The sequence below is a fragment of the Endozoicomonas numazuensis genome (genome assembly GCF_000722635.1).
Lineage (GTDB): Bacteria > Pseudomonadota > Gammaproteobacteria > Pseudomonadales > Endozoicomonadaceae > Endozoicomonas_A > Endozoicomonas_A numazuensis.
This window is the reverse complement of record NZ_JOKH01000029.1, coordinates 1-1,275: the sequence shown is the minus strand read 5'-3', so window position 1 is coordinate 1,275 and position 1,275 is coordinate 1. Positions and strand designations below refer to the sequence as shown.

Sequence of the window (1,275 nt, the reverse complement as noted above, 5' to 3'; positions counted from 1 at the left end):
TCATCATGCTGGATGATGGCTTTCTCCTGCCATTGACCGTCGACAAGCCCCCAGATTTTGGCAGTATTATCTTCAGAGGCTGTCACAAGGTGGTTCCCATCGGGGCTGAAGTTGGCACTGTTCACCCACTTAGAATGCGGGATGGTGGCTTTTTCCTGCCATTGACCGTCGACAAGCCCCCAGACTTTGACGGTATCATCGTCAGAGACTGTCACAAGGTGGTTTCCATCGGGGCTGAAGGTGGCACTGTTCACCGAGTCATCATGCTGGATGATGGCTTTTTCCTGCCATTGACCGTCGACAAGCCCCCAGATTTTGGCGGTATTATCCTTAGAGGCTGTCACAAGGTAGTTTCCATCGGGACTGAAGCGGGCACTGTTCACCGAGCCATCATGCTGGATGATGGCTTTTTCCTGCCATTGATCGTCGACAAGCCCCCAGATTTTGGCGGTGTTATCGTCAGAGGCTGTCACAAGGTGGTTTCCATCGGGGCTGAAGTTGGCATCGTTCACCCAGCCAGTATGCTGGATGATGGCTTTTTCCTGGCATTGACCGTCGACAAGCCCCCAGATTTTGGCGGTATTATCCTTAGAGGCTGTCACAAGGTGGTTTCCATCGGGGCTGAAGATGGCATTGTTCACCCAGTCATAATGCGGGATGGTGGCAATGTGTTGGCTGGTCAACTCCTTATCATGATTCTCCTTACTTTTTAACACCCAGACTTTGGCGGTGTTATTGCGAGGGGTTGTCACAAGGTGGTTTCCAACGGGACTGAATCTGGCATTGAACACCCAGGCATCATGCGGGATGGTGGCTTTTTTCTGCCATTGACCGTCGACAAGCCCCCAGACTTTGACGGTATCATCGTCAGAGACTGTCACAAGGTGGTTTCCATCGGGGCTGAAGATGGCCTCCCTCACCGAGTCATCATGCGGGAGGGTGACTTTTTCTTGCCATTGACCGTCGACGAGTTTCCAGACTTTGGCGGTCTTATCGAAAGAGGCTGTCACAAGGTGGTTTCCATCGGGGTTGAATCTGGCACTGTACACCCTGTCATCATGCTTGATGATGGCTTTTTCCTGCCATTGACCGTCGACAAGCCCCCAGACTTTGGCGGTATTATCGTCAGAGGCTGTCACAAGGTAGTTTCCATCGGGGCTGAATCGGGCACCGTTCACACAGTCATCATGCTGGATGATGGCTTTCTCCTGCCATTGACCGTCGACAAGCCCCCAGATTTTGGCAGTATTATCTTCAGAGGCTGTCACAAGGTGG

1 protein-coding gene is annotated in these 1,275 nt (G+C 52.3%); it reads right to left on the bottom strand.

Annotation, left to right across the window (positions count from 1 at the left end; genetic code table 11):
* The coding region (locus tag GZ78_RS27000; protein ID WP_034843460.1) for a WD40 repeat domain-containing protein at window positions 1-1,275 on the bottom strand (1,275 nt) is incomplete at both ends.